Origin of the sequence: Listeria ivanovii subsp. ivanovii (genome assembly GCF_900187025.1) — a bacterium.
Lineage (GTDB): Bacteria > Bacillota > Bacilli > Lactobacillales > Listeriaceae > Listeria > Listeria ivanovii.
Genome location: NZ_LT906478.1, coordinates 1,752,205 through 1,771,109, shown reverse-complemented (window position 1 = coordinate 1,771,109; position 18,905 = coordinate 1,752,205). Strand labels below are relative to the sequence as shown.

At 36.9% G+C, this 18,905-nt stretch carries 22 protein-coding genes; 13 read left to right on the top strand and 9 right to left on the bottom strand.

Annotation, left to right across the window (positions count from 1 at the left end; all coding sequences use genetic code 11):
• Nucleotides 1-83: 83 nt before the first annotated feature.
• Nucleotides 84-1,316, bottom strand: coding sequence for an aminopeptidase (locus tag CKV67_RS08785; RefSeq protein WP_014093071.1), 1,233 nt, complete (start codon nucleotides 1,314-1,316; stop codon nucleotides 84-86).
• A 141-nt stretch (nucleotides 1,317-1,457) separates the two neighbouring features.
• Nucleotides 1,458-1,904 carry a flavodoxin gene (locus tag CKV67_RS08780; RefSeq protein WP_014093070.1) on the bottom strand — a complete coding sequence of 149 codons (447 nt, stop codon included), beginning with the start codon at nucleotides 1,902-1,904 and terminating at the stop codon, nucleotides 1,458-1,460.
• Between the two features lie 188 nt (nucleotides 1,905-2,092).
• Here CKV67_RS08780 and map point away from each other — a divergent pair, with 188 nt between their 5' ends.
• Nucleotides 2,093-2,851, top strand: coding sequence for a type I methionyl aminopeptidase (map, locus tag CKV67_RS08775; RefSeq protein WP_014093069.1), 759 nt, complete (start codon nucleotides 2,093-2,095; stop codon nucleotides 2,849-2,851).
• A gap of 119 nt (nucleotides 2,852-2,970) precedes the next feature.
• Nucleotides 2,971-3,777 (top strand): AAC(3) family N-acetyltransferase, encoded by an 807-nt coding sequence (locus CKV67_RS08770; protein WP_014093068.1) that lies wholly within the window; start codon nucleotides 2,971-2,973, stop codon nucleotides 3,775-3,777.
• Nucleotides 3,778-3,798: 21 nt separating this feature from the next.
• Here the strand turns inward: CKV67_RS08770 and CKV67_RS08765 are convergent, their stop codons facing one another.
• The gene (locus tag CKV67_RS08765; RefSeq protein WP_014093067.1) at nucleotides 3,799-4,020 is read right to left on the bottom strand and encodes a DUF1128 domain-containing protein; all 222 of its coding nucleotides are present in this window, start codon (nucleotides 4,018-4,020) and stop codon (nucleotides 3,799-3,801) included.
• Nucleotides 4,021-4,108: 88 nt separating this feature from the next.
• Here CKV67_RS08765 and CKV67_RS08760 point away from each other — a divergent pair, with 88 nt between their 5' ends.
• On the top strand, nucleotides 4,109-4,978 hold the full coding sequence (locus CKV67_RS08760; protein ID WP_014093066.1) for a YihY/virulence factor BrkB family protein: 870 nt from the start codon (nucleotides 4,109-4,111) through the stop codon (nucleotides 4,976-4,978).
• Nucleotides 4,979-5,003: 25 nt separating this feature from the next.
• Here the strand turns inward: CKV67_RS08760 and CKV67_RS08755 are convergent, their stop codons facing one another.
• Nucleotides 5,004-5,651 (bottom strand): deoxynucleoside kinase, encoded by a 648-nt coding sequence (locus CKV67_RS08755; RefSeq protein ID WP_014093065.1) that lies wholly within the window; start codon nucleotides 5,649-5,651, stop codon nucleotides 5,004-5,006.
• A gap of 103 nt (nucleotides 5,652-5,754) precedes the next feature.
• Between CKV67_RS08755 and CKV67_RS08750 the strand changes: the two genes are divergently transcribed.
• The 4 genes from CKV67_RS08750 to CKV67_RS08735 all read left to right on the top strand — a co-directional run bounded on the left by CKV67_RS08750 (nucleotide 5,755) and on the right by CKV67_RS08735 (nucleotide 8,384).
• Nucleotides 5,755-6,135 (top strand): OsmC family protein, encoded by a 381-nt coding sequence (locus CKV67_RS08750; protein ID WP_025279987.1) that lies wholly within the window; start codon nucleotides 5,755-5,757, stop codon nucleotides 6,133-6,135.
• A gap of 64 nt (nucleotides 6,136-6,199) precedes the next feature.
• The gene (gene rlmD / locus CKV67_RS08745; RefSeq protein ID WP_014093063.1) at nucleotides 6,200-7,579 is read left to right on the top strand and encodes a 23S rRNA (uracil(1939)-C(5))-methyltransferase RlmD; all 1,380 of its coding nucleotides are present in this window, start codon (nucleotides 6,200-6,202) and stop codon (nucleotides 7,577-7,579) included.
• Nucleotides 7,580-7,596: 17 nt separating this feature from the next.
• Nucleotides 7,597-8,004 carry a FosX/FosE/FosI family fosfomycin resistance hydrolase gene (gene fosX, locus CKV67_RS08740; RefSeq protein WP_025279986.1) on the top strand — a complete coding sequence of 136 codons (408 nt, stop codon included), beginning with the start codon at nucleotides 7,597-7,599 and terminating at the stop codon, nucleotides 8,002-8,004.
• A 26-nt stretch (nucleotides 8,005-8,030) separates the two neighbouring features.
• On the top strand, nucleotides 8,031-8,384 hold the full coding sequence (locus CKV67_RS08735) for a hypothetical protein (RefSeq protein WP_014093061.1): 354 nt from the start codon (nucleotides 8,031-8,033) through the stop codon (nucleotides 8,382-8,384).
• 38 nt (nucleotides 8,385-8,422) lie between these two features.
• Here the strand turns inward: CKV67_RS08735 and CKV67_RS08730 are convergent, their stop codons facing one another.
• Together CKV67_RS08730 and CKV67_RS15065 are read right to left on the bottom strand one after the other, a co-directional pair.
• Complete coding sequence (locus CKV67_RS08730) at nucleotides 8,423-8,629, bottom strand: hypothetical protein (RefSeq protein WP_014093060.1); 207 nt, start codon at nucleotides 8,627-8,629, stop codon at nucleotides 8,423-8,425.
• Between the two features lie 29 nt (nucleotides 8,630-8,658).
• Nucleotides 8,659-9,561, bottom strand: coding sequence for a methyl-accepting chemotaxis protein (locus tag CKV67_RS15065; protein ID WP_014093059.1), 903 nt, complete (start codon nucleotides 9,559-9,561; stop codon nucleotides 8,659-8,661).
• Between the two features lie 189 nt (nucleotides 9,562-9,750).
• Here CKV67_RS15065 and CKV67_RS08720 point away from each other — a divergent pair, with 189 nt between their 5' ends.
• Entirely contained in the window at nucleotides 9,751-10,302 is a 552-nt protein-coding gene (locus CKV67_RS08720; protein ID WP_014093058.1) for a GNAT family N-acetyltransferase, read from the top strand.
• 51 nt (nucleotides 10,303-10,353) lie between these two features.
• Here the strand turns inward: CKV67_RS08720 and CKV67_RS08715 are convergent, their stop codons facing one another.
• A complete protein-coding gene (locus CKV67_RS08715; RefSeq protein WP_014093057.1) occupies nucleotides 10,354-11,319 on the bottom strand; it encodes a cation diffusion facilitator family transporter in 966 nt (321 codons plus the stop codon).
• Between the two features lie 205 nt (nucleotides 11,320-11,524).
• Between CKV67_RS08715 and CKV67_RS08710 the strand changes: the two genes are divergently transcribed.
• Complete coding sequence (locus CKV67_RS08710) at nucleotides 11,525-12,199, top strand: VanZ family protein (RefSeq protein ID WP_014093056.1); 675 nt, start codon at nucleotides 11,525-11,527, stop codon at nucleotides 12,197-12,199.
• A gap of 25 nt (nucleotides 12,200-12,224) precedes the next feature.
• Nucleotides 12,225-14,822, top strand: coding sequence for a bifunctional lysylphosphatidylglycerol flippase/synthetase MprF (mprF, locus tag CKV67_RS08705; RefSeq protein WP_014093055.1), 2,598 nt, complete (start codon nucleotides 12,225-12,227; stop codon nucleotides 14,820-14,822).
• A gap of 17 nt (nucleotides 14,823-14,839) precedes the next feature.
• Here the strand turns inward: mprF and CKV67_RS08700 are convergent, their stop codons facing one another.
• On the bottom strand, nucleotides 14,840-15,742 hold the full coding sequence (locus CKV67_RS08700) for a TIGR01777 family oxidoreductase (protein WP_014093054.1): 903 nt from the start codon (nucleotides 15,740-15,742) through the stop codon (nucleotides 14,840-14,842).
• A gap of 96 nt (nucleotides 15,743-15,838) precedes the next feature.
• Between CKV67_RS08700 and recX the strand changes: the two genes are divergently transcribed.
• From recX to CKV67_RS08685, 3 genes are read left to right on the top strand one after another with little or no spacing between them, the layout of a single operon-like run.
• The gene (recX, locus tag CKV67_RS08695; protein WP_014093053.1) at nucleotides 15,839-16,648 is read left to right on the top strand and encodes a recombination regulator RecX; all 810 of its coding nucleotides are present in this window, start codon (nucleotides 15,839-15,841) and stop codon (nucleotides 16,646-16,648) included.
• Between the two features lies 1 nt (nucleotide 16,649).
• Nucleotides 16,650-16,883: a YfhJ family protein gene (locus CKV67_RS08690; RefSeq protein ID WP_014093052.1), complete on the top strand. Its 234-nt coding sequence runs from the start codon at nucleotides 16,650-16,652 to the stop codon at nucleotides 16,881-16,883.
• An 11-nt stretch (nucleotides 16,884-16,894) separates the two neighbouring features.
• Nucleotides 16,895-17,356 carry a dCTP deaminase/dUTPase family protein gene (locus CKV67_RS08685; RefSeq protein ID WP_014093051.1) on the top strand — a complete coding sequence of 154 codons (462 nt, stop codon included), beginning with the start codon at nucleotides 16,895-16,897 and terminating at the stop codon, nucleotides 17,354-17,356.
• A gap of 62 nt (nucleotides 17,357-17,418) precedes the next feature.
• On the opposite strand, the gene CKV67_RS08680 is transcribed toward CKV67_RS08685, so the two are convergent.
• Nucleotides 17,419-18,816 carry an IS1182 family transposase gene (locus CKV67_RS08680; protein WP_014093050.1) on the bottom strand — a complete coding sequence of 466 codons (1,398 nt, stop codon included), beginning with the start codon at nucleotides 18,814-18,816 and terminating at the stop codon, nucleotides 17,419-17,421.
• Nucleotides 18,817-18,905 lie beyond the last annotated feature (89 nt).

The window sequence follows — 18,905 nt, the reverse complement described above, 5'->3', positions numbered from 1 at the left end:
TCATAAAAATTAACAAACGAAAACCCTTGAAAGCAAAATGCTACAAGGGTTTTACGCGAACGGAATAAGCTTTAAAAAAGGGATTAGAACGCCCAGTCACCATTACGGAAAACAGGAACAACTTCACCAGATTCGGTTACACCATCGATGTCCATTTTGGAAGAACCAATCATGAAGTCCACATGAGTTAAACTATTGTTAACACCAGCTGCTTCTAATTCTTCACGAGACATTTCTTCGCCACCTTTTACATTAAATGCATACGCACTACCAATTGCTAAATGGTTCGATGCATTTTCATCAAACAGGGTGTTGTAGAACAAAATGCCAGATTGGGAGATAGGGGAAGGGTCTGGTACTAATGCCACTTCTCCTAAATAATGGGAACCTTCATCTGTAGCGATTAAATCTTTTAAAATTTCTTCGCCAGATGCCGCTTCTACTCCCACAATACGACCTTTTTCGAAAGTGATTTTGAAGTCATCGATAATATTTCCTGCATAACTAAGTGGTTTTGTGCTAGAAACATAGCCTTCCACTTTTAGTTTATCCGCGCAACAGAATACTTCTTCTGTCGGCATATTGGCCATAAATTCATGTCCTTTTTTATTCTTACTACCAGCGCCAACCCAAAGATGGTTTTTTGGAAGACCAATAGTAAGGTCTGTTCCAGGAGCTGTATAATGTAACGAAGTAAATTGTTTTTCATTTAAACTGTCTGCTTTTGCAGCTAGGGTTCTGTCGTGGTTTTTCCAAGTTTCTACGGGATTCTCGGTATTGATTCTCGTTGTTTCAAAAATCGCTTCCCAAAGTGTTGCTATTTGTTCTTCTGGAGTTAAATCTGGGAAAACTTTTGCTGCCCAGCCTTGTGAAGCGGCTGCAACAACCGTCCAGCTTACTACATTGGCTTGCATTAACTCACGAAACTCACTCATCGCTGCGCCCATTGTTTTTTGGAATGTGGAGATTTTGTTGCTATCAACCCCGTTAAGGATATCAGGGTCATCAGAAGTGATCGAAATAAAACAAGCACCTTCTTTAGCAAGTTCTGTTTTTTCAGCAACACGGTGAAGCGGTGCGCTTTCAAAAACACGCATTGGAGCATTTTTATAACGTAAAGCGCCTAATACTTCATCGCGCCAATCCATAATAACGTCTTCTGCACCAACTTCAAAGGCATACTTTGAAATAAGTCTTACAAGTGGGGCAGCATCAACTGGAGCCATAATTACCACTTTCTGTTCAGGTTGTACATTTACACCAACTTTTACAATCAATTCTGCATACTTTTCTAATTTTTCACTAAATACGGTCATAATTAATCACTCCAATTTTTTTATTCAATACGAGAATTGTATCTCAATTAATGTGGTAAAGCAACCATTGTACGGTGCTTTTTGTTAAATTTAATTTTTCCTAAATAAAAACAAGCACTCCGAGGAATGCTTGTCTGGAATTTATCCTTTTAATGCGTCAACAAATGTTTTTGCGTAGCTTTCTGCGCGAACAACATCTTCTTCGTCAGGGTCAAGATCTACTTTTAAACCAGCAACTGGAACGGTAGCACCTTGTTCTTTGAGACGAGTTTCAACTAAATCAACGGTTAAACAATATTCATCATAAAAAGTATCGCCTGAACCGAATGAAGCGCAAACTTTACCGCTAAAATCAACATCAGCCATATCCTCATAAAAATCAACAAATTCATCTGGAAGTTGGCCATCATCGTAAGTATAGCCACCGATTAATGCACCATCATATTCCAGTAAATCTTCTGGATCAACGGAGATACATTCTTCAATTTCGACTTCAATATCGTATTTTTCTAATTCTTCTCCTAGAATATCGGCAATTTCTTGTGTGTTACCAGTCATACTGGCATAAACGATCATTACTTTTGTCATTTTGCATCACCATTTTCTAAAAATTTTATTGTTTAAAATGGCACAAACCAGTTCACCATTTTTTAACTGATACATTCTATTATAAATGTCTTCAGAAAAACTGCAACCTTTTTTCCAGATTACTTTATTTCTAAGGGTTTTCGGGATATAATAGGAGATAGTGGAAATTTTAGGAGGGAAATAACGAAATGATTACACTTAAATCGAGACGCGAAATAGATGAAATGAAAGAAGCAGGAAAAATTTTAGCAAACACACATAAAGAAATTAAAAAAATCATCAAACCTGGTATTACTACTTGGGATTTAGAAGTTTTTACCGAAGAATATTTACGTAAAAACGGAGCGACTCCTGAGCAAAAAGGTTTTGAAGGATATGAGTATGCGATTTGTGCCAGTATCAATGACGAAATTTGTCATGGTTTCCCCCGCAAACAAAAACTAAATGAAGGAGACATTGTCACGGTAGATATGGTTGTTAACTATCGCGGGGCCCTTGCTGATTCTGCTTGGACTTATGCAGTTGGCGAAATTCCAGATGATGTAAAGCATTTAATGGATGTAACGCATAAAGCACTTTACTTAGGAATTGAGCAAGCAAAAGTCGGCTCAAGAATTGGCGATATTGGTCATGCGATTCAAACGTATGTCGAAACGGAAAATCTTGCCGTTGTTCGCGAATTTATTGGTCATGGGGTTGGACCAACGTTACATGAAAAACCAGATGTACCTCATTTTGGTGCTGCTGGAAAAGGACCACGTTTGAAAGAAGGTATGGTTATTACTATCGAACCAATGGTCAACATGGGCGCATGGAAAGCGAAAATGGACGACAATGGCTGGACGGCGAGAACAGTGGATGGTTCTCTTTCTGCTCAATATGAACACACACTTGCAATTACACAGGACGGCCCAGAAATTTTAACATATCAAGGTGAAAATGATTAATTAACATGATTGGGGCCAGATGTATTTAGAATAAAATTCGAGTAAATTCGCCTGAACCGAGGTTACTTAGATCGTTTTATTCTATGCATCTGGTTTTATTTTTTAGGTGGTGAAAGTTCATGGGAGAAAAAATGGCCATTTGGCGGACAAAAAAACCATATACAACGAAAAAAATTGTGTCAGACATGGAACGTGCTGGGATAGCAAAAGGCGATACGATTATTTTTCATGCTTCCATGTCAAAAGCACATTGGATTTGTGGCGGGGCAGTGGCGGTTATTTTGGCACTTCAAGAAGCGGTCGGTGAAAACGGTAATATTGTAATGCCAGCACAAACAGGGCAATTAACTGATCCAGCTAAGTGGGAAAACCCGCCAGTTCCAGAAAGCTGGTGGAAAATTATCCGCGCGGAAACACCACCATTTGATCCATTCGTAACACCAACTAGAGGCATGGGAGTTATTGCAGAAACTTTTCGATCGATGCCTGATGTGTCACGGAGTTTTCATCCGTACCATTCTTTTTGTGCTTGGGGTAAAGATAAAAGATGGATAGTACATAACCAACCACTTGCAGAGAGCTTAGGAGATGATTCGCCTCTAGGAAAGTTATATCAACTCTCGGCAAAAATTATTTTGTTTGGTGTCGAGAACAATAACAATACATCACTACATTTGGCAGAAGAACGTTCGAACGTTTTCCCGCTGGTGGAAAATCAAGCCGCTTTCCTAGAGAATAGTGCTATTATCTGGAAAAAGTATCAAGAAATTGACTATGATAGTGAAGCCTTTATCGCGCTAGGTCGAGCCTATGAAAAAGAAATGAATTTCCATCCGACAACGGTTGCAGGTGCACCAACCAAAATTTATGATATGTGTGATTTAATTGATTTTGGAACCAATTATTTTCAAACAAAAAACCACTGATAAAGTGGCTGCAATTTGTTTTTATTTTCTAATCCGGCGAAGTTCTTCTGCAAATAATTGCATTTCACGCGGGCTAAAATTGGATTTACGTTTAATTAGCTGATAAATCTCAGTAAGTGCGTTATAATCAACGGAGTCAAGTGGGATATTTTCAAAAACGCCAACATTTACCATTTTTAATTTAGTCGTGATTTCGGTTAACATAAAATTCAAGTTTTCCTGTGAAGGGGTTTCAAGATTCATCTGTTTGCTCCTTTCAAACTAATAGACAAAATTTTACCATATTAGTTGGAAAACTTCCAGACGAATGACTAGGAAAGGGGCAGTATACGTGTGGAAAAAAGCATTAAAATATGTAAAGCATAGTAGTGTTTTTCAAGTTGGCCAAACGGTAAGCGGGAGAATCGGCCGAAATGATGTATCTGGAAACGCAGCACAATTAGCCTATTATATGTTGTTTTCGATATTTCCGATGATGTTAATTGCAGCAACACTACTTGCTTACATGCATATTGATAAAGATTCTGTTTTTAATATGCTAAAAGAGTTTGCTCCAGAACAGATTTTAGACTTTTTAGAAGAAAATTTAAACACGCTTTTAACCCAGAAAAATGGAGGATTGTTATCTATCGGGATCATTGCGACTTTATGGTCAGCATCTAATGGTATGAATGCCGTTATGAAATCGCTCAATAAAGCCTATGGTGTAACGAATAAACGCAACTATGTGATGCAGCGCTTATTATCAATGCTTTTTACGATTGCCATGCTCGCAACTGTTGGAGTAACGTTGCTCTTAATTGTTTTTGGACAACAAATTGGCTTATTTTTAACTAACCATTTGAATTTCTCAGAAGATTTTCTGGGCTTTTGGAATAATCTTCGGTGGACGGTTACATTGATTGTTATTTTTGTCGTATTTACTTTTTTATATTGGGTGGCTCCAAATCGGCGCAGTACATTAATAAGTGTACTTCCAGGTGCGATATTTTCAACAGTGGGTTGGACCAGTGCATCAGCCGGATTTGCTTTCTATGTCAATAATTTCGCTAATTACTCCGCAACATATGGTAGCATCGGAGTAATTATTATCTTGATGTTATGGTTTTATTTAACGGGAATTATTCTTATGGTGGGTGGAGAGCTCAATGCAACCCTCGCAATTAGGAAAAAGAAAAAGCAACTAGGGGAAATAAATTAAAACGCTAAAACAGTATAAGTCTGTTTTAGCGTTTTAATTTATCATGGATTAACTGCATCACATATTTGGCGTCTTTCGAATCATTAATGTCGATTTCGTCAATATTGATGACAAGCGTATCACTTTTATCATAAGATTCGAACCAGCTGTCATAGCGGTTATGAAGATGTTTATAATAATCCAGCAACCCGGGATTATCTTGAATTTGCTCGTAAGGACGTCCGCGCAACGAAATTCGTTTTAAAACGGTATCTAAACTCCCGCGCAAATAAATCAGTAAATCAGGCGCTTTCTTTGGCATAAAAGTAAGCTCTTCCATCATATTATCTAGTAAATCAAGGTAAGTATCCATCTCTGGCTCAGAAATATTACCTTCTTCATAATTTATTTGTGTGAAAAGCGCATCTTCATAAATGCTTCGATCCAGCACATTATTTTGATCGGTTAACGCAGCTTTGATACTACGAAAACGCGTATTTAAAAAATAAATTTGCAAGGCAAAGGCCCATCTTTTTGGATCAGCATAAAACATTTCCAAAATCCGGTTATCTTGGATGCTTTCATAAAATGCCTTTGTATCAAGCTCACGCGCGATTAGTTCTGTATAACTACTTTTACCAGCACCAATCATTCCTGCTAAAACAATCACGTTTTTTCCTACTCCTTCCGTCATGAGAGTAGCCTCCTTCTTTGGCCGACTATTCATTCATTATACTACTAATTTGCTTAATAAGGAGATTTTTTGTACGATAAAAGAGAAGAAATGAGGGATAAAGATGACAAAACCATTAAAACTAGTTTATACCGAAAATGGATTTGACACAGGGAAGTTTTTAATTGATGAAAACACGACCGATTATTCACCAGCAGATCTTATGTTAATGTCGATTGCCAGTTGTAGTGCCATTGTTTTCCGAAAAATTTTACGAAAAAAACGGATGGACTTTACTGACTTATGGATAGACGCAACGATGGAACGAATCCCAGAAGAAGAGAATCGAATTCACGCCATACATCTTCACTTCAAAATAACCGGTCATGAACTAGACCCAAAAATACTAGAAAAAGCACTAAAACTAACGCCAAAATACTGTTCGATGATTCGTTCTGTGGAAAATAGCATCATTGTCGATGAAAGTCTTGAAATCATGCCATAAACTACTGACAAGTTGCTGTTTTTTTGTTAGTATTAATGAAGACTTGGAATGATGGGGGAAAATAATGAATCAAAATCCAGTAGAAGAAGGACAAAAATTCCCACTAACGATTAGACGCATGGGAATCAACGGGGAAGGAATCGGCTACTTTAAAAAAGCGGTCGTATTTGTGCCTGGCGCAATTACCGGCGAAGAGGTAGTGGTAGAAGCAGTCAAAGTTCGGGACCGCTTTACCGAAGCAAAAATTAATAAAATTCGCAAAAAATCTCCTAACCGAGTTACCGCACCATGCCCAGTATACGAGGCATGTGGCGGATGCCAGCTCCAACATGTGGCCTATAGCGCTCAACTTGAATTAAAACGAGATATAGTAATTCAATCAATCGAAAAACATACGAAAATTGATCCGCAAAAATTAAATATCCGTGCTACTATCGGCATGGAAGACCCTTGGCGTTACCGTAATAAAAGTCAGTTTCAAACACGTTTAGTTGGTAGTGGCCAAGTAGAGACAGGTTTATTTGGAGTGAATTCGCACCAATTAGTACCAATTGAAGATTGTATCGTTCAACAACCTATGACAATTAAAGTTACTAATTTTGTCCGTGATTTGCTCGAAAAATATGGCGTTCCGATTTACGACGAAAAAGCAGGCAGTGGAATTGTCCGGACGCTTGTTGTTCGAACCGGTGTCAAAACTGGAGAAACGCAGCTTGTTTTCATTACAAACAGTAAAAAACTACCAAAAAAACGTGAAATGCTCGCAGAAATCGAAGCAGCTTTACCAGAAGTAACCTCGATTATGCAAAATGTTAACCAAGCTAAATCTTCTATCATTTTTGGCGAAGAAACATTCCTGTTAGCAGGAAAAGAAAGCATTCATGAAAAACTAATGGAACTGGAATTCGATTTATCTGCCCGTGCCTTTTTCCAATTAAATCCATTCCAGACCGAACGACTTTATCAAGAAGTAGAAAAAGCACTCGTACTTACTGGCAGTGAAACTTTAGTCGATGCTTACTGTGGTGTTGGAACGATTGGTCAAGCATTTGCATCAAAAGTAAAAGAAGTTCGCGGCATGGACACTATTCCAGAATCAATTGAAGACGCTAAACGAAACGCCGAAAAAAATGGTTTAGAAAATGTATACTATGAAGTTGGAAAGGCAGAAGATGTTTTTCCAAAATGGATGAAAGAAGGCTTCAAACCAGACGCCGTAATTGTCGATCCACCAAGAAGTGGCTGTGATCAAGGCTTGATTGGGTCATTACTACAAGCAGAAGCAAAACAACTCGTCTATGTTTCTTGTAACCCGTCAACACTCGCACGTGACTTGGCTCTGCTTGCAAAAAAATATCGCGTGCGTTACATGCAACCCGTCGATATGTTCCCACAAACAGCACATGTGGAAACGGTGGTGCTTTTAGAACTCAAAAATAACTAAGAGAATGAGGTGCTTTTTTGGTTTCAGGATTAAGCCATATCACTTTAGTCGTGCAAGATTTAGAAAGAACTACCACCTTTTTAAAGAATATTTTTGATGCCGAAGAGATTTATGCAAGTGGAGAAGCAACTTTTTCCCTTTCCAAAGAGAAATTCTTTATGATTGCGGGATCATGGGTATGTATTATGGAGGGTGACTCTTTGCAAGAACGAACGTATAATCATATCGCTTTCGAAGTTCAAGACGATGAAATAGAGGAATATCTCCGCAGAATAGAAGCTGTTGGTGCAGAAGTAAGACCCGCTCGCACTCGAGTTGCTGGAGAAGGGCAGTCGATTTACTTTTATGATTTTGACAACCACTTATTTGAGCTACACGCAGGAACATTGCAGGAAAGGTTGTACCAGTATAAATCCAAGAAATAATTTTTATAAATCAGGAGGAGACTACCATGAAAAAATTATTTGATGAAACAAATGGCTTTGAAGAAAGATACTTCCGGACGATTTGGTATGGCTATATAAAGAATGATTTTGATTTAACTTTAACTGAAGAATTGAAACAATTAATTCAGGCCGATCTTGCTATCGAAACCGAAAATCCGATTACAGCAACTCACTGGGTTTTCTATAGTGAAACCCAAGCAGATGATGCGATTGGCGATAAAGTTCGTTCTTCTATCATGGTTCGCCATCGTGATAATGTGTTTACCGTAAACTACAATGTGAGTGATTTCCAATTTGTCACTGCCTTTGATTTAGCGACTGCGTTTAAAGCGCAATTGGAATTTAGTTTGAATGTCTAAACAAAACAGCCACCTAAATGAATAGATGGCTGTTTTGTTCAACCAAGTTCTTTCCAATGCCAGTTTCCGATATGCAAGCCTCGATCCATTTCATTTGATGTAAAACTTTCGGCTCTCGCTTCTGTTTTTGCTCGAGTTAATGATGTGGCGCTTCCAAAATTATTGGCGGTTTCGTAGTAGTATTCTTGGTTGTCATAACGAATAATAATGGCGCGGCCAGAAGGATGTTTTCCAATGAGTTTCAAGATTTCTTCGCTCCTTTATAAAGGTTTATTTAAATCATTTTTGTAAAAGCACCAGCATTTTGATCCAAGGCAGTGGAAGCAGACTCGATTTGGCTGAAGTCCTCTAAAGATAAAATAAGTACTTCTTGGCTTTCCTCCACTTTTGCTTCAACACGTTCGGTTCCATTTGAAATAGTTTTAATTTCTTGTGTAATGCCGTTAACACTTTTTTCTACTTCTTTAATTGCTTCTTCCACACGGCTAGATAATTTGCGAACTTCTTCGGCAACCACGCTAAATCCGCGTCCAGCGTCCCCAGCACGCGCAGCTTCAATCGCTGCATTAAGAGCAAGCAAGTTCGTTTGCGAGGCAATACCATTAATTGTATGAATAATTCCGTGAATATTTTGCGCTTCTGTTTGTAAATCATGCAAAGTATCGGTATTTTCATTGGATTCTTTCGTGATAGATTTCACGAGTTCAAGGAGAGATTCACTACGCGTTTTCCCAACACTGGAATGTTCTTTTAAATTGGTTGCCATTCCTTTTAATCCTGCCGCAAAATCATGGACTGTTTCTTCTCTTCGTGTAATATCAGTGGCGATTTTTGCTACACCTATAACCGTTTCATCACGAAAAATTGGAATATAAGTAGCTTCAAACCAAACACGTTCTCCACGCGCATTTTTACGTTCAATTTTATTCTGAAATTTTTCACCAGCAAGTAGGTTCGTCCACATTTGTTTGTAACTAGGACTTTGAACAAATTCTGGAAAACATAAATCAGGATGCGATAATTGTAGCATTTCGTCTGCTGTATAACCCATTGCTTCAGCAAACAAGTTATTTGCATAAATCACTTTTTTATTTATATCAAAACGAATAATTGCCACGTTTTGAAGCAAACCATCAAGTAGGAGAGTAGCGTCTTCTGTTTCAGCATTGATATTCATTTAAAAAACCTCCATTTTTTTATAAAAATAATGTAAAAATAACTAACAACAACATAATAACACACTTATATTTGTATTAGAAGGTTTATTTTTTAATAAAATGGGTATTGCTTAGAAAATAAACGAGAGCTGTGCTTGCAATTGCCTAAAAACAATCTTATAATTTAGAAAAATGCTGGAGGGATTAGGATGCAAATTACAGGGGAACGAGTTTATCTGAAACCATTTCAATTATCAGATGTGAATCAAAAGTTAGCATTTCATTTGAAAAACAAATCATTTTTTGCGGGTTATTCTACAGAACGAGATGAGTGTTTTTATACACTGGAAGAGCAACAGGCACTTATTTTACGATTAGAAGATTTTGCTGCAAGTGACGTCGAATATTATTATGGAATATTTCTAAAAGATACTGAGGACTTAATTGGGACCATTAATTTGTTTAGTATTTTGCGTGAATCTTTACAATCTGCGTTTATTGGTTATTTTCTAGATAAGGAACATAATGGAAATGGCTATGCGACAGAAGCAGTAAAGTTAATGGTTGATTTTGGCTTTGATATTCTTGGCCTTCATCGTATTGAAGCAGGGGTAATGCCAAAAAATGAACGTTCTAAGCAGGTGCTTTTACATGCAGGATTTCATTTAGAAGGCTTGGCTGTCAAAAATGTTCGGATAAATGGGACATGGGAAGACCATCAAGTGCTCGCGATAATTAATCCAGGGGATGTAACTAATTAATAAAAGAGCCAAGTGAACGCCTGAAGGCAACACTTGGCTCTTATTTGTTAACTAACGACCGTCACCGTATTCCCAGTTTCGGATTGCATCATCTTCATCAAACGAAATGAGAACATCTGCTACACCACGAAGTTTACTAATATTTTCTTCTAGTCGATCTTTAATATCATCAACTTCAGCAAGTGTAAGCATTGGATCCAGCTCAATTTCGACATCGACATGAAATACATCGCCTTCTTTTAAGACAGTTAACACTTGAATGTCACGAACATCAGGGTCGCTCATTACTAGCTGACCGACTGTTAGGTGCATACTTTTGTCTGACTCACCAATAACTCCAGCAGCATTGTCCAAGAAGACTTTTCCAACCACGATAAACATCATTATACCAATTAACATCGAGGCAATACCTTCTGCTTGATGATAAGGTGTATAGTGTGAAATAATCACAGCAATCATCGCTAATAGTCCACCGCCAGTTGCAACCGAATCTTCCAAAAATACCAGTTTTGTCGCAGCTTTGGCTTTACTTAGGTTGAGAATGCTATCTTTAAACAACGCCAATCCTTTTGACTCTAAACCTACGTCATGTGCAATTTCGCGCATTGCTTTTACCAGGACAGAAAACTCAAGTGTCGTACAAAGCAAAAGAACAATTAAGTTAATAAGGAAACCAGTCGAACTAGTAGGATGGATTATATGCGCAAAACCTTCTCGGATAGTCTCGAAAGCCATAATTCCAACAACAATAACAGCGCCTAGCAATACTAAATTAACTATTCGACCAAAACCATGTGGGAAACGTTTTGTCGGTCTTTTTTTGCTTAAAGCCGAACCGATAAAAACAAAAAACTGATTTGCTGCATCACCAAGACTATGTAATGTCTCAGCAAACATCGCAATATTTCCGGTAAAAAAGTAAGTAACTCCTTTTATAATCGAAACAATTGTATTGACGAGAGCGGCTGTTAAAGCTGATTTGTTGCCTTCTTTTAGTAATCCAAATAATTCCTTCATCCTAGTCTCCTCCACAAATATCATTAAGAAATTGTAGCACTTTTTCTTGGAAAGGTAAAATGAGAACACGAATATCTTACAGAAGCTTGCAAAAATGTAAGAATTAAGAACCTTTCTTTTCATTTTTATATCTGCTAAACTGTTACTAGTGGGTTATTTAGAGAGTTTGAATTTATCTTGAAACGGAAGGCGTTGGAATACAAACATGCAAGTCCAAAAATGCCGTTTTTTTGTATTGTTATTGCCAGCACTCTATCTTTTATATGGAGTATCACTTGCCTTACAATTTGGAAATAATGCAGATTTAATGAATACAATAGCAAATAGTTGCTTACTTTTTATTGCGACAATCATTTTAACCAAAATGGCAAAACTGAAAAATTGGTTAGATTTTATCTGGTTTTGTGTTTTTATTTTATATATTTTTATTTTATTACATCTCGTTGCCTATATTTCGATTGGTGACTTTGTAAATAGTACTTACACAGGGGATTTTCACATCCAAAAAGAAATGATTAATTTGATTCCATTTACAACGATTGAAAATACATTTAGACAAACATTACCAACGATGCCAACAATTATTCAAATTATCGGGAATATATTACTATTATCTCCCTTATCATTCTTTTTGCTTTACTTCAAGATTACTGACTCTGGATGGAAGGCGCTACTTGTTGTCTTTCTTACTTCATGTGGAATTGAACTACTTCAATTTGTTCAAACAACGATGATTACTGGCTTTGAAAGTATGTCTCTACCACCAGATCGTTCAACAGATGTAGACGATATCATATTAAATACATTAAGTGGATTATTCGGCGTGTTACTAGCTTATATGATTCCGCCGGTCAGGAAAAGAATAAAGAAAAGAAGATGAATGGATGAAGTAAGGAGAATTAACGATGAAAGAAAAATTAATGCAAGCTTATGGTTGGTTTCAAAAAAATAGTACGATAGTAAAAATTGTCTTTATCACATTTGTCATGGCTTTTGTTGTATTCGAAATTATTAGTATTGCTAGGGATATTGACTATCCATCTTTAAAAGCAAACTTAACATCCCAAAGCCCTGAACAAATATTTCTTATGTTTATCATTGGACTAATAGCAGTGACACCAATGCTTTTATACGACTATGTCATTGTTAAACTGTTACCTGGAAAATTTTCCCCAAGTCATGTTGTAGCTTCTGGATGGATTACGAATACTTTTACAAACATCGGCGGATTTGGTGGTGTACTGGGAGCGAGTTTAAGAGCTAGTTTTTACGGAAAAAATGCTTCTCATAAAGAAATTTTACTCGCAATCTCCAAAATCGCTTTATTCCTTGTTTCAGGGTTATCGATTTATTGTTTAGTTTCACTTACCACTTTATTAATACCAGGTTTCGCCGATCACTTTATTAAATACTGGCCATGGCTTCTTGCAGGGGGCTTATATTTCCCGATTTTGTTCATTATTACAAAATGGAAGAGTAAGTCATTATTTGTTGATTTACCACTTAAAAGAGAACTAACGCTAATTGTAGCATCTTTACTAGAGTGGGGATTTGCATTTGGTTGTTTTGCTATTATTGGTGTCATGCTAGGTGAACCGATTGACATTTTTAAAGTATTTCCACTTTTTGTTATTGCTTCTGTAATCGGAATTGCATCCATGGTGCCAGGCGGGGTCGGAACATTCGATGTGGTAATGATTCTTGGTTTAAGTCAATTAGGTATCTCTCAAGAATTAGCGCTTGCCTGGATGTTATTTTATCGTATTTTCTACTATATTATTCCATTTGTCGTTGGATTATTATTCTTTGTACAAAAAGCTGGCAAACGTGTCAATGATTTTTTAGAAGGATTACCACTGCTATTTTTGCAAAAAGTAGCGCACCGATTTTTAGTCATTTTTGTGTATTGCTCGGGTTTATTATTAATCTTATCGTCCGCGATTCCAAATGCGGTATACCATGTGCCACTACTCTATAAGATTATGCCGTTTAACTTTTTGTTTACATCACAAATTACAATAGTTGCCTTTGGATTCTTACTTCTTGGTCTTGCTCGTGGAATTGAATGTAAGACACAAAAAGCGTATATTATAACATTTATAGTGCTGGGCTGTGCGATTTTCAATACATTAGCACGTGTTTTTTCTTTCAAGCAAGCCGTATTTTTAGGAATCGTCTTACTTTGTTTATTCTTAGCAAGAAATGAATTTTATCGTGAAAAGCTTGTCTATACTTGGAGTAAAATTATTATCGACAGTATTATATTCATTGTCTGTCTAGCAGGTTATATTATCATCGGTATTTATAATTCACCTAATATTAAACATTCCAAAAAAATTCCAGACTATTTACAAATTGCTTCAGAACACCTATGGCTTGTCGGCTTCATTGGTGTTTTCATCGCAGTTGTCAGTTTAGTTATTATTTATATTTATCTCTCCACGACAAAAGAAAAACTAGGATCTCCATTTGAAGCGTTAAGAGTTCGAGAGCATTTAGATAAATGGGGAGGAAACGAAGTCAGTCACACGATGTTTTTACGTGATAAATTACTATTTTGGGCAGCAGACGGGGAAGTGCTCTTCGCTTATCGAATTATTGCAGACAAAATGGTCATCATGGGAGAACCAACAGGCAATATAGATAAAATGGAAGAAGCGATTGAAGAAGTGATGACAAAGGCGGATAAATTCGGTTATCGTCCAGTTTTCTATGAAGTTCGCAGCGCTATGATTCCGTATCTACATGATCACGGTTTTGATTTTATCAAGCTAGGGGAAGAAGGCTTTGTAGACGTTCAAAACTTTACAATGAGTGGTAAAAAGAAAAAAGGTGAGCGTGCACTAATGAATAAACTAGAGCGAGAAGGCTATACTTTTGAAGTGATTCAACCACCATTTAATAGTGAGACATGGAAAACTTTACGAGCAATTTCGGATGAATGGCTTGATGGTAGAGAAGAAAAAGGATTCTCGCTTGGATTCTTTGACACATATTATTTAGAACAAGCAGATATTGCTATCGCTAAAAATGGAGAAGGTACGGTCGTAGGTTTTGCTTCAATGATGCCGTCTTACACCAAAGAAATGACATCTATTGACTTAATGCGCTACTCAAAAGAAGCTCCATCTGGAATTATGGACTTTTTGTTCATAAACTTATTCGAAAAAGCAAAAGAAGATGGTTTCCAAACATTCAATGCCGGGATGGCTCCACTTGCCAATGTTGGAGAAAGTAAATTTGCTTTCTTAGGAGAACGTTTGGCAGGATTAGTATACCGCTATAGCCAAGGATTTTATGGTTTCAAAGGATTACGGAATTTCAAGTCCAAATATGTCACTGAGTGGGAACAAAAATTTGTTGCCTTTAGAAAACGAAGCTCTATCGCGTTTACAATGCTTCAACTAATGCTTCTCGTTGGAAAAAAACGCCCACTTTCAAATAACCAAATTGTACTAGATATTCCACTAGATGAAGAAAGACAAAAAGCAGATTCTGAATAGATCAGAATCTGCTTTTTCTATTCAACTAAGTCATCTATTGCTTCTTGTAAGGTTTCAAACTGAAATTCAAAATGATTGCTCATTAATTTTTCTGGATAAGCTCGTTGACTGTCAAGAATCGTTACTGCGCGTTCACCAAGAACAAGCTTGATAATCCTTTTAGGAATAGGGGTGTTATAAGGTTTAAGCAATTTTTTACCAAGTCGTTCAGCAAATTTCTTTTCTTGCACTGGATGAGGTGCTGTGAAGTTGACAACACCACTTATTTGTTCATGGTCGAAAATAAACAACATTGCTGCAACAACATCATTGACATGAATCCAGGAATACCACTGGCGACCACTACCTAATTTACCACCTATAAAAGTTTGGAACATTTTTTCGAAAATTGGGAACGAGCCGCCATCTGTTCCAAGCACGAGTCCAAATCGAGCATATACCACACGAATACCTAAGTCACTTGCGGCACTGGCAGTCTTTTCCCATTCATAAACTGTTTTCCCAAGAAAATGTGGTGCATAAGGATTTTTTTCTGTGTCTAAATAAATGGTCGATTTGGAAGTGTTATATGCTCCAATCGCACTTGCATTAATCCAAAGTTTAGGCTTTGTTTTCATTTTTTTAACAATCGATAAAAGTGCAGAAGTAGCTTCGATGCGGCTATTTACAATCACTTTTTTTCGATCATTTGTCCATTTTCCATCCATTAACCCAGCCCCAGCAAGATTAATACAAATATCTATTGGCAAATCTTCCAAGTTAGGTAATTTATCTGAAGTTAGCCATTCGATATAATGAACATTTGCTCGGTTTTTGAGTTTTTGCCTAGTTAAAATATAGATTTCATGATTGGATTTTTCTAATTCATGTACTAAATGATCACCTATAAAACCAGTTGCCCCTGTAAGTAAGATATGCAATTTAATCACCTCTTCATTATCCTATATCTATATTCCCTTTTTAGTAGTATTAAAACCAATTTTTGAGGTATGATAGATGAGAGAAGGAGGCGGATTATGAAAATCACGTCCATAAGTGTCCAACAAAAAAATAAAGAACGTTACAACATTTTTATTGATGAAAAATACAACTTTAGCGTAGACGAAGAGGTTTTAGCCAGATTCCAACTAATGAAAGGCAAGACAATAACAGAGTCAGAAATAGAAGAAATAAAACAAGCAGATATGGTGCGAAAAGGGTTGAATAAAGCAATTAATTTCCTATCACATCGTGTCCGGTCTGAAAAAGAAATTCGTGATTACTTGCGAAAACAAGAAATGGAGCTCGATGCAATTGATGCGATTTTGAAAAAATTAGCAGATATGGATTATATTAATGACGCCGAATTTGCCGAGTTATATACGAAAACACAAATTAAAACTACTTTAAAAGGACCGCGAACGATTGAACGAGAATTAGTTGATAAAGGTCTAACACGAGAAATTATTAGTCAAGTTATTCAGGAATATTCAGAAGAAGCACAAGTCGAAAATGCTGAAAAACAAGCCCGGAAAATCATGCGTCGAAATAATAAGAGTGCAAAAAAAACATTACAACAAAAAATCATCACAGATTTAATCCAAAAAGGTTACACAAGCGAACTTGCGAAAGTTGCAGCAACCAATGTTACCAGTGAATTAGATGCAGCTGACGAAATAGAAATCTTACAAAAACAACTAGAAAAAGCAATTCGTAAAAATAAACGTTATAAACCAAGTATCGCTAAGCAAAAAACGATAACATCACTGATGCAGAAAGGTTTTTCTTATGATACAATTCAATCATACCTAACGGAAAATGAGATTAGTTTCGAGGAGGAAGAATGAAGTGTACGAGTATTTAGAAGAACTGACAGCGGAATTAATGGCGAAAAATCCGCATTTAGATAAAGAACAAGCCATGTGGTGGATTGAAATGCTTTGGTCCGATTTCGAAAGCTCTTATGCAAAAGCAGGATATCCGTATCGCGGTCCTGAGTATGCATCAGACTATGTTCGGCAGCAAATCGAGCGCCATGGTAGTTTTTTACATCAAGTTGAAAGAAAAGATCCAAACAAATAGGAGGCAACTACATGAAAGTAAGAGGTTTTGAAGTTGTAAATGAAGCGAGTAGAAAGTTTGTCAACCAAACGATAGCTTTACCAATCCGAGGAGACAAAGGTTCAGCGGGGTACGATTTTTTCTCCAATGAAACAGTAGTCATCGAGCCAGGGGAAAAACATATTTTTTGGACCGACGTTAAAAGTTACATGCAAGAAGATGAAGTATTAAATATTCATGTACGCTCATCGATTGGCATCAAAAAAGGATTACTACTTTGTAATGGGACAGGAATTATTGATTCTTCCTATTACAGTAATCCTGGAAATGACGGCAATATTGGAATAGCCATTAAAAATTTTTCCACAGAGCCTGTAGAAATTGAGCTAGGAGAACGTGTTGCCCAAGGTGTTTTCCAGAAATATCTCGTTGCGGATACGGATATTGTTGCTAATGAATCCCGTGTTGGTGGAGTTGGAAGTACTGGTAGATAATAAAAAGGCCCCGAAATTTTTCGGGACCTTTCAGACTGTAGAAAAACGGAAGTTCTCAAAGGTTAAACGATGAGAACTTTCGTTTTTTTCTGTTTATAGGCAAAAAAATAAAAAGGCATAGCCTTTTCCCATAGCCAGTTAGCCATCTTTTTCAGGTTCATGGCTGCAAAAGTAAGCATCGCTTGGAGAGTTACTTTCGCAAGTCCGCGATAAGTAGTCCATCTCATACCATGCTTTTCTTTGGCATCCGCAAAACATCTTTCGATGGTTTCTTTTCTGCGTTTATACCATTTTTTATGCTGTTCTGTGAAACGCAATTCCTCTGATACTTCTAAGTAAGGCTCCCAGATATGTCGCAGAATCGTTTTTTCCTTTTGTTTATTTTGCGTGCAATCCTTTAATAAGGAACAACTACTACAGTGAAGAGGAGTAGATTTATAAAGACGATAACCATCTCTTGTAGTTCGAACATAAGATAATAACGAGTTATTGGGACAAATATAACTGTCTAAATACTGATCATATAGAAATGCCCGTTTTGAAAATAACCCTTCTTTTCCTTTTGGTCGAGTATAAGGAAGCACCGCTTCTATGCCTTGACTCCAAAGATACTTAGCGATAATTGGTGTCTTATAACCTGCATCAGCAACCACCACCGAAGGCGTCGAAAGGGTGTTTTTTAATTTTTCGATAAGTGGAACTAACTGTTGACTATCGTGAATGTTTCCTGGAGTAATAATAGATCCTAGAATAAAACCATTGGTATCACAAGCCGTATGGAAAGAATAAGCAAATTGTTTTTCTCGTTCCCCTTTGACATAGTAGCCGCTTTCGGGATCTGTATTACTTATTTTAATTTCTTTCTCCTCCTGACTTTCTTTCCTGGTGAAAGGCTTTTTTCCTTCGGCAACCCGGCTTACATTAATTTCCTCTTCTAGTACTTCTTGATAAACGCGTGTTTCTTTTCGAACCAATTTTTTATGAAATTTATGTTTATTCGCATTCGCTTTCACATGGGTAGAATCCACAAAAGCAACTTCAGGTTCGACTAAACCAGCATCCATTGCTTGTTTTAAAATGCGATAAAAAATTTGTTCAAATACATCCGTTTCTGCAAAACGTCGAACATAGTTTTTTCCGAAAGTAGAGAAGTGGGGGATTTTCTGATTGAAATCATACCCTAAAAACCAGCGATAAGCCATGTTCGTTTCTACTTCCTTGATGGTTTGGCGCATGGAACGGATACCAAAAAGATATTGAATGAGTACTAACTTTATGAGGACTACCAGATCTACACTAGGTCTTCCAGTATGAGAATAAGTATGTTCTACCAATGGATAGATAAAGTCAAAGTTAATCACATTATCTACTTTTCTTACTAAATGGTCCTCTGGGACCAAATCATCTAAAGAAATAGCTACTAATTGATTTCGTGCTTGTTGTTGATGTTTAGAAAGCATTTTTATCACCTCATCATTTTATGTAAGCCTTACCATTATTATAAAACAAAAAAGACTGCAGATAAAATGATTTCTCACTTTGTCTACAG

What these genes read in the sequence shown, in the direction of transcription:
- rlmD (WP_014093063.1), top strand. Translation starts at nt 6,200, where the DNA reads ATGAATCAAAATCCAGTAGAAGAAGGACAAAAATTCCCACTAACGATT.
- map (WP_014093069.1), top strand. Translation starts at nt 2,093, where the DNA reads ATGATTACACTTAAATCGAGACGCGAAATAGATGAAATGAAAGAAGCA.
- CKV67_RS08780 (WP_014093070.1), bottom strand. Translation starts at nt 1,904, where the DNA reads ATGACAAAAGTAATGATCGTTTATGCCAGTATGACTGGTAACACACAA.
- CKV67_RS08785 (WP_014093071.1), bottom strand. Translation starts at nt 1,316, where the DNA reads ATGACCGTATTTAGTGAAAAATTAGAAAAGTATGCAGAATTGATTGTA.
- mprF (WP_014093055.1), top strand. Translation starts at nt 12,225, where the DNA reads ATGAAAGAAAAATTAATGCAAGCTTATGGTTGGTTTCAAAAAAATAGT.
- CKV67_RS08710 (WP_014093056.1), top strand. Translation starts at nt 11,525, where the DNA reads ATGCAAGTCCAAAAATGCCGTTTTTTTGTATTGTTATTGCCAGCACTC.
- CKV67_RS08715 (WP_014093057.1), bottom strand. Translation starts at nt 11,319, where the DNA reads ATGAAGGAATTATTTGGATTACTAAAAGAAGGCAACAAATCAGCTTTA.
- CKV67_RS15065 (WP_014093059.1), bottom strand. Translation starts at nt 9,561, where the DNA reads ATGAATATCAATGCTGAAACAGAAGACGCTACTCTCCTACTTGATGGT.
- CKV67_RS08685 (WP_014093051.1), top strand. Translation starts at nt 16,895, where the DNA reads ATGAAAGTAAGAGGTTTTGAAGTTGTAAATGAAGCGAGTAGAAAGTTT.
- CKV67_RS08770 (WP_014093068.1), top strand. Translation starts at nt 2,971, where the DNA reads ATGGGAGAAAAAATGGCCATTTGGCGGACAAAAAAACCATATACAACG.
- CKV67_RS08720 (WP_014093058.1), top strand. Translation starts at nt 9,751, where the DNA reads ATGCAAATTACAGGGGAACGAGTTTATCTGAAACCATTTCAATTATCA.
- CKV67_RS08750 (WP_025279987.1), top strand. Translation starts at nt 5,755, where the DNA reads ATGACAAAACCATTAAAACTAGTTTATACCGAAAATGGATTTGACACA.
- CKV67_RS08765 (WP_014093067.1), bottom strand. Translation starts at nt 4,020, where the DNA reads ATGAATCTTGAAACCCCTTCACAGGAAAACTTGAATTTTATGTTAACC.
- CKV67_RS08755 (WP_014093065.1), bottom strand. Translation starts at nt 5,651, where the DNA reads ATGACGGAAGGAGTAGGAAAAAACGTGATTGTTTTAGCAGGAATGATT.
- recX (WP_014093053.1), top strand. Translation starts at nt 15,839, where the DNA reads ATGAAAATCACGTCCATAAGTGTCCAACAAAAAAATAAAGAACGTTAC.
- CKV67_RS08680 (WP_014093050.1), bottom strand. Translation starts at nt 18,816, where the DNA reads ATGCTTTCTAAACATCAACAACAAGCACGAAATCAATTAGTAGCTATT.
- CKV67_RS08735 (WP_014093061.1), top strand. Translation starts at nt 8,031, where the DNA reads ATGAAAAAATTATTTGATGAAACAAATGGCTTTGAAGAAAGATACTTC.